Origin of the sequence: Corynebacterium tuberculostearicum (assembly GCF_030229345.1) — a bacterium.
GTDB lineage: Bacteria > Actinomycetota > Actinomycetes > Mycobacteriales > Mycobacteriaceae > Corynebacterium > Corynebacterium tuberculostearicum_G.
Genome location: NZ_JASPGP010000011.1, coordinates 90,344 through 98,278 on the forward strand (window position 1 = coordinate 90,344; position 7,935 = coordinate 98,278).

Below are 7,935 nucleotides of genomic sequence, written 5' to 3' on the forward strand. Positions count from 1 at the left end.
TTCGAGACGCCTTCATTACAACGTGGCGCACCTCTTTGCAGGCGCGCGTCATTGGCATGATTTTGGTCGCCTCTTCGGTGGTCATGATCATCTTGGCCTACGCGCTAGTGTCCGTGCTTACCCAGCGCCTGGTCAGCCAGAAGGAGGACGTGGCTCAGCAGGAGCTGGAGCGCGCCCGCACGGCCGTGGAGCAGCAGATCGATGCCACCAGTTCTGCTAACTCCGTCCAGGTGCGCATCAACTCTGCGCGTGCTGCGTTGGGCCAGCTCTCCGCCCAGCAGGGCGACGCCCAGGCGGTCTATGAGCCAGTCATCGTGGTGGAAAATCAGGATGGCTCTGTTACCACTTCGCCCGAGGATTTCCCCGTGCCGGATCAGCTGCGAGAGATGGTGGATCAAGGCCAGATTGCGCAGCAGTATTTCCCAGCTCCGCGCGAAAATGGTGATCACTACAACGCCTTGCTGGTAGGCACGCCTACCGATACCGATATTCCCCATACGCAGGTCTACCTGGCGTTGTCCATGGAATCGGAAGAATCCACTATGGCGCTGATGCGCGGCCTGCTCTCGGCGGCTGGTGTAGTGGTCGTGGTGTTGCTGGTGGGCATTGCCTGGCTGGCTACCCAGCAGGTTATTACGCCGATTCGCTCGGCTTCGCGCATTGCGCAGCGCTTGGCGGCGGGTCACTTGAAGGAGCGTATGGCCGTCGATAGCGATGATGAGATGGGTCGCTTGGCCGCGTCCTTCAATAACATGGCCGATAAGCTGTCCTCCCAAATTGCGCAGCTGGAGGAGTACGGCGATTTGCAGCGGCAGTTTACCTCTGACGTCTCCCATGAGTTGCGTACCCCATTGACCACCGTGCGCATGGCCGCGGACATGATTGAGGCCGAAAGCGATAGCCTGCCGCAAGGTGCCCAGCGCGCTTCCCGCCTGATGTCGAGCGAACTCGACCGCTTCGAGGAATTGCTCGCGGACTTGCTGGAGATTTCTCGCCACGATGCTGGTGTGGCGGATCTCTCCACGGCTGCCATTGATCTGCGCTCCTGTGTGGAGGCGGCTTACGGGCAGGTGGAGCATTTGGCCCGCGAGCTCGACGTGGAGGTCCAGCTCAACCTGCCGGAGGAGCGCATCGGAGTCGAGGCAGATTCCCGCCGCCTCGAGCGCATCTTGCGCAACCTTCTGGCCAATGCCATTGACCACTCGGAAGGCAATCCAGTGGCGGTAGACGTCGCAGCCACGGACACTGCGGTAGGCGTTACCGTTACGGACCATGGCGTGGGCTTAAAGCCTGGCCAGGAAGAGCTGGTATTCAACCGCTTCTGGCGTGCGGATTCCTCCCGCAAACGCCATTCCGGCGGCACCGGTTTGGGCCTGGCTATCGCCCGCGAGGATGCCGTCCTGCACGGCGGCACGCTAGATGCCACCGGCTATGAGGGCTTTGGGTCCCGCTTCCGCCTCATCATTCCGCGGACTCCGAATACCGAGGTGGGTGAGGCCCCCATCGCTGTGGAGATTCCCGGCGCACCCGTCTCCAGCACTGCGGATGGTAGTGAGCGGGCAGAACCCGATGCTGAAGCTCCAGAAGCACAGGACACCGGCGCCGCCGCGCTGGATGCAGGGCCTACCGCTGCAACGCCGGCCATTTCATCGGGCATGAGCTCGCCGCACGTCGACAAGAGCGAAAAAGGCACCGATGGCGAGGCGGAGGGCGATGGCATCCTCTGGCCTTCGGAACGCGAGCTTAACCGCGGCGCGGCCGCCCCGGACAGGCGCGCCTATAAGGCCCCGGACTTTGAGGGTAGGAGGAAATAAGCGTGTTGAGAGCGAACTATCGCAAGACCGCGGTTGTCGGCACCGCAGCGGCCGTGCTGTTCGTCAGCGGTTGTTCCACCCTGCCGAATAACACCGGTCCGCAAGTAGTCGGTACCTACCAGCAGCAACCGGAAGGCCCGGAAGAAGTCATTGCACCGCAACCCGGCGATGACCCGGACTTGACGTTGCGCGATTTCTACCAGGCTTCCGCCGTGCCGGGAAACGATCATGAGGTCGCGCGCGGCTTTCTGACCGATAACGCCCGCGAAGCCTGGGACGCCAGCGGCGATGTGATGGTGGTCGATAGCTTGGACATCGTTACCGCGCCCGCTAGTAAGCAAAGCTCGAGGGATAATGAGCGCGCCTTCACGGTGCGCGGCACCATCATCGGCCGCCTTAAATCCGGCGGTGCGTACGTGCCGGAAAATGAGGGCTACGAGGCCGTCATCTACATGAAGAAGCAAGACGATAGGTGGCGCGTCGATGGCTTGCCGGCAGGGGTAATAATGGAGCGCAATGAAATGCGCAATCACTACACCCCACAATCGCTGTACTTCTTTAAGCAGAGCAACGATGTGTTGGTTCCAGACCGCCGCTGGCTGTATAAGGGCGGCGAACAATCGGAGTCGACGCTCCTTACGCTGCTGATGGAGGGACCTTCATCTAGCATTGCTCCCGCTACCCGCCGGGCAGCGGGGGAGAATGTCACCTTCGCCGGCTATGACCGCGAACAGGGCTACCAATTCGAGGGCCTTGCTGACCTAGACGCCCAAGATCGCACGCTCTTTGCAGCCCAGCTAGTGTGGACGCTCACGGAAGCCGGCCATACCGGCCCCTTCAAGGTCAAGGCCGATGGCGGTGACTTGGTGGAGGGCATGGATAGCCTCAGCGTGGATGACTTCGCGGACTATAACCCGGAGGAAAGCAGCACCTCTTTGTCTAAGCTCTACGCCCTCAATGAGGGCAACCTGCTCGAGGTGGACGATGGTGTGGCCGAGCCCGTGAAATCCACGCTGGGCAGCAGCGGTGACGTGCAATCCGTAGATGTTGCCGATAGCGGCCTCGTTGCGGCAGTGCGCCGCAAATCCAATAATGACTTCTCGCTGCAGATAGGCGAGCTTGACGGCCAACTGCAGGATTCGGTGGAGGGCCCCACACTGGCACGGCCGACCTTCGAGTACAACGGGCAAGCCGCCTGGACCGTGGTTGATGGCGATCGCATCGTGCGCGTGGTGCGTTCCAAGACTACAGGTCGCATCTCCGAATCCGAGGTGGATGCCCGCAGCATCGACGATATCGAGGGCGAAATCTCCGTCATCCGCTTGTCCCATAGCGGTGCGCGCGTGGCCATGATTATTGATGGCCACGTGTACATCGCGGCCGTTGCTCAATCCAGCAGCGGCGATAAGCGCATCGTCAACGCCCGCGAGGTTGGCCCCGAAGTATCCGGTTCGGCACTATCGCTGGACTGGAATGCGGATGGCTCGCTCATCGTGGGTACTTCCTCGAGCCAGTCGCCCGTCTGGCGCATTGAGCAGGATGGTTCTTCGGCGTCGACCATGCCTACCGGTAATATCACCGCCCCCGTGGTGGCCGTGGCAACCTCGCCCACCAAGCTCTTCATTACTGATTCTCACGCCATGCTGGAGCTTCCTTCCACCGTCATGGACGAAACCAATTGGCGCGAGGTCTCCGGCCTGCAGGGTCGGCGTTCTTCCCCTATCGTTTCTAATTAGCCGCGAGAGGTCCTGCGCGGCTGGGGAGAGGCGATTATGGGCTTGGGGGAGCTTATTTTTCCGCGTGCGTGCGCTGGGTGCGGCGCGCCGGGTGAGGTCTTGTGCCCACCGTGCCGCGATCACCTGCGGCAGCCGCCCTATATGGTGGCGCGGCCCCGGCCGCTGGGCGCGCCTGTCTATGCTCTCGGCCCCTATTCCGATATTCGCCGCCGCATCATCATTGGCATGAAGGAGCGTGGCAATCGGCCGGTGCGCGAGTATGTGGGGGCCGTCTTCGCGGCCGGGCTGGCTCATTTGAGCGCCCGCGGCGATATCCCGCGCGAGTTCACCCTCGTTCCCGCGCCTACTCGGCCGCGTTCGGCGCGGGCACGCGGGGGAGATCCGGTGTCCGCTGTGTGTCACACCGCGGCGCAGCACCAGCGCGTGGGCGTGTGCGCGGCGCTTACTATGGGCCAGTCCACCGCGGACCAGTCCGAGCTCAACGCGCAGGATAGGTGGGCCAACCTGCAGGGCCGAGTCCGCGTGCGCGTGCCTATTGCTCGGGCGCCTGCGCTGCTTGCCGACGACGTCATTACCACCGGCGCCACCCTTGCCGCCAGCATCGCCGCCCTGCAGGCCACGGGTGTAGAAGTCTGCGGGGCATTGGTCTTTGCGGATGCCTAGATAGGGGTGGTGCCCACCCTCGAGGTAGGGGAGTCGCCAAAAAATTTCCCGCAAAGGTCATAACCAGTGCTATCATGAGGAGTGTCACAGAGAGATAGTTACTGTGATTGATTCTAGTCCCCACTACTCAAGGGAGGCATCTCAATGTCCCAGCCAAACAAAGCTCAGGTAACGATTACGGGCCGCAACGTCGAGGTTCCCGAACACTTCCAAGAGCGAGTTAATGACAAGCTGGCCAAGATTGAACGCCTTGACCCCACCCTGACCTTCTTCCATGTGGAGCTACAGCACGAACCCAATCCGCGCCGTGACTCCGAAGCGGAGCGCATTCAGATCACCGCTACGGGCAAGGGGCACATTGCCCGCGCTGAAGCCAAGGAAGATTCCTTCTACGCAGCGCTCGAAACCGCCTTGGGCAAGATGGAGCGCTCCCTGCGCAAGGTGAAGGTGCGCCGCGAAAACGTCAAGAGCGGTCACCGCGCGCAGAAGGGCACCGGCGAGATTGCCGCTGAGATGGTGGCCCAGGCTGAAGCGGAGCGCGCAAAGGAAGAGCGCTACGTTGACCCCTATGCTGAGACTGTAGAGGACGTTCGCCCCGGCCAGATCGTGCGTACCAAGGAACACCCGGCTACCCCGATGAGCGTGGATGATGCCTTGAGTGAGATGGAGCTGGTGGGCCACGACTTCTTCCTTTTTATCAATGAGGAGAACAATAAGCCGTCCGTGGTTTATCGCCGCCACGCCTACGACTACGGCATTATCTCCCTATCGGAAGACGCTGAAGCTTAAAGGAGCTTATACTTCTCTTAGCTAACGACCCTGCTGCGTGTATGCAGTGGGGTCGAATTTGTGGTTAGGGGAGGGGGCGTCGGCAAGCAGGTGCCGGGGCTTATACAGGCTGAACGGAGGCTGCGCGCCCGCCCTATGTGCTAGGCGGGAGATGCTTTGTGAAAGCGAGTGAGTACAATAGCGACGAGTTAACTTTATTGTCGCGACTAGAAGGACTAACTAACCGTGTTTGGACTTTCCAAGCTGCTGCGCGCGGGCGAGGGCCGTACGGTCAAGCGCCTGGGCAAAATGGCAGACGATGTAATTGCCCTTGAGGATAAGTACGCGGAGCTTTCGGACGACGAACTTAAGGCAAAGACCGACGAGTTTAAGACTCGCCTGCGAGACGGCGAAGAGATGAATGACATCTTGCTCGAGGCTTTCGCCACCGTCCGCGAGGCTGCCTGGCGCGTCCTCGATCAGAAGCACTACCGCGTGCAGATCATGGGCGGTGCGGCCCTGCACTTCGGCAACGTCGCCGAGATGCGCACCGGTGAGGGCAAGACCCTGACCTCGCTGCTGCCGGCCTACCTCAATGCCCTTGATGGCAAGGGTGTCCACATCGTCACTGTTAACGATTACTTGGCAAAGCGCGACGCCGAGATGATGGGCCGTGTCCACCGCTGGCTTGGCCTGTCCGTCGGCGTCATTCTGTCCGAGATGCGCCCACCAGAGCGCAAGGCTGCCTACGATTGCGACATTACCTACGGCACCAATAATGAGCTCGGTTTTGACTACCTGCGCGATAACATGGTCCGCTCCCTCAACGATGTGGTACAGCGTGGTCACAACTTCTGCATCGTGGACGAGGTTGACTCGATTCTTATCGATGAAGCCCGTACCCCGCTCATCATCTCCGGCCCGGTAGATGGTTCCTCCCAGTTCTATAGCGTCTTCGCCCAGCTGGCCCCGCGCATGCGCGAGGGTATCCACTACGAGGTGGACCACAAGAAGCGCACCATCGGCGTGCTGGAAGAGGGCGTGGAATACGTCGAGGATCAGCTCGGTATCGATAACCTCTACGCCCCCGAGCACTCCCAGCTGGTGTCCTACCTGAACAACGCCCTGAAGGCCAAGGAGCTGTTCACCCGCGACAAGGACTACATCGTTCGCAATGGCGAAGTCATGATCGTGGACGGTTTCACCGGCCGCGTGTTGGCCGGACGCCGCTACAACGAGGGCATGCACCAGGCCATTGAGGCCAAGGAGCAGGTGGAGATCAAGAACGAGAACCAGACTCTGGCTACCGTTACCCTGCAGAACTACTTCCGTCTGTACGAGAAGATCTCCGGAATGACCGGTACGGCAGAAACCGAGGCTGCCGAGCTGCACTCCATCTATGGCCTGGATGTGGTGCCGATTCCTACCAATAAGCCGAATCAGCGTGCCGATCACTCTGACCGCATCTACAAGACGCAGGAAGCTAAGTTTGCTGCCGTAGTGGACGATATTGCCGAGCACGTCGAGTCCGGCCAGCCAGTTCTGGTCGGTACCACCTCCGTGGAGCGCTCCGAGTACCTGTCCCAGCTGCTGTCTAAGCGCGGCGTTAAGCACAACGTGCTTAACGCTAAGCACCACGAGGAAGAGGGCCAGATCATCGCCCGTGCGGGCCGCCCCGGCACCGTCACCGTGGCTACCAATATGGCCGGCCGTGGTACCGATATCGTGCTCGGTGGCAACCCTGAGGTCATCCTCGATGAGAAGCTGCGCGAGCGCGGCCTCGATCCATTCGAGGATGAAGAGAAGTACCAGGAGGCCTGGGAAGCAGAAATCGATTCCGAGAGGGAGCGCTCCAAGAAGCTGGGTGACCAGGTACGCGAGGCCGGTGGCCTCTACGTGCTGGGTACTGAGCGTCACGAGTCCCGCCGCATTGATAACCAGCTGCGTGGTCGTACCGGCCGCCAGGGTGACCCGGGTGAGACCCGCTTCTACCTGTCCATGCGCGATGAGCTGATGGTGCGCTTCGTGGGCCAGTCCATGGAAAACATGATGAACCGCCTCAATGTTCCGGACGATGTCCCCATCGAGGCCAAGATGGTTTCCAACTCCATCAAGGGCGCCCAGGCGCAGGTGGAGAACCAGAACTTTGAGATGCGTAAAAACGTCCTTAAGTACGACGAGGTGCTCAACGAGCAGCGCAAGGTGGTCTACGCTACCCGTCACGACATCCTTGATGCCGGCGATATTCAGGACAATATTCGCGGCATGATTGATGACACCGTGTCCGCTTATGTCGCCGGTGCTACTTCCACCGGCTACGTCGAGGACTGGGATCTAGACGCACTGTGGAATGCGCTGGATTCCCTCTACGGCCCCACCATTTCCCATGAGGAGCTGGTGGAAGGCTCCGAGTATGGTTCCCCAGGCGAGCTTTCTGCCGAGCAGCTTCGCGACGCCCTGGTGCAGGACGCCAATAATGAGTACGACAAGCTCGAAGAATCTGTAACCGCTATTGGCGGCGAGCAGCAGATGCGAAATACCGAGCGCATGGTCATTCTGCCGATTATTGACCAGAAGTGGCGCGAGCACCTCTATGAGATGGACTACCTCAAGGAGGGCATTGGCCTGCGTGCGATGGCGCAGCGCGATCCGCTGGTGGAGTACCAGAAGGAGGGCGGCGAGATGTTCAACGCCATGAACGATGGCGTGAAGGAAGAGACCGTCCGCCAGCTGTTTATGCTGCGCAAGCAGTTCAAGCAGCAGGAAGAGGAGCAGGCCGGCGAATCCGCTGCTACCGCTTCCGGCACCGGTGAGGGCACCGTAGAAGCCTAGGCTTCGGCGTCCTTCTTCCCAACCCCGCCCCGCCCCCGCTTGTGATGAACTGCTCCCCATTAGTTGGACTGAGAAATCAGTTGCCAACAACTAGTGGGGAGCATTTTCTTTGAGAGCACGTA

At 60.7% G+C, this 7,935-nt stretch carries 5 protein-coding genes; all 5 read left to right on the plus strand.

Translation table 11 applies throughout. The features are described from left to right. The first annotated feature begins 35 nt into the window (after positions 1-35). The 5 genes from mtrB (at position 36) to secA (ending at position 7,813) form a co-directional block, all read left to right on the plus strand. Entirely contained in the window at positions 36-1,814 is a 1,779-nt protein-coding gene (mtrB, locus tag QP884_RS08795; RefSeq protein WP_350309249.1) for an MtrAB system histidine kinase MtrB, read from the plus strand. Positions 1,815-1,816: 2 nt separating this feature from the next. Continuing rightward, positions 1,817-3,550, plus strand: a complete 1,734-nt coding sequence (gene lpqB, locus QP884_RS08800; protein ID WP_269954198.1) for an MtrAB system accessory lipoprotein LpqB — start codon at positions 1,817-1,819, stop codon at positions 3,548-3,550. A gap of 36 nt (positions 3,551-3,586) precedes the next feature. After that, positions 3,587-4,213 carry a ComF family protein gene (locus tag QP884_RS08805; RefSeq protein ID WP_225745818.1) on the plus strand — a complete coding sequence of 209 codons (627 nt, stop codon included), beginning with the start codon at positions 3,587-3,589 and terminating at the stop codon, positions 4,211-4,213. A gap of 144 nt (positions 4,214-4,357) precedes the next feature. After that, positions 4,358-5,002, plus strand: coding sequence for a ribosome hibernation-promoting factor, HPF/YfiA family (hpf, locus tag QP884_RS08810; protein WP_049378762.1), 645 nt, complete (start codon positions 4,358-4,360; stop codon positions 5,000-5,002). A gap of 225 nt (positions 5,003-5,227) precedes the next feature. Then, a complete protein-coding gene (gene secA / locus QP884_RS08815) occupies positions 5,228-7,813 on the plus strand; it encodes a preprotein translocase subunit SecA (protein WP_225745817.1) in 2,586 nt (861 codons plus the stop codon). Positions 7,814-7,935: the final 122 nt, after the last annotated feature.

Coding starts and splice junctions, on each gene's coding strand:
- QP884_RS08805 (WP_225745818.1), top strand. CDS start 3,587: ATGGGCTTGGGGGAGCTTATTTTTCCGCGTGCGTGCGCTGGGTGCGGC.
- hpf (WP_049378762.1), top strand. CDS start 4,358: ATGTCCCAGCCAAACAAAGCTCAGGTAACGATTACGGGCCGCAACGTC.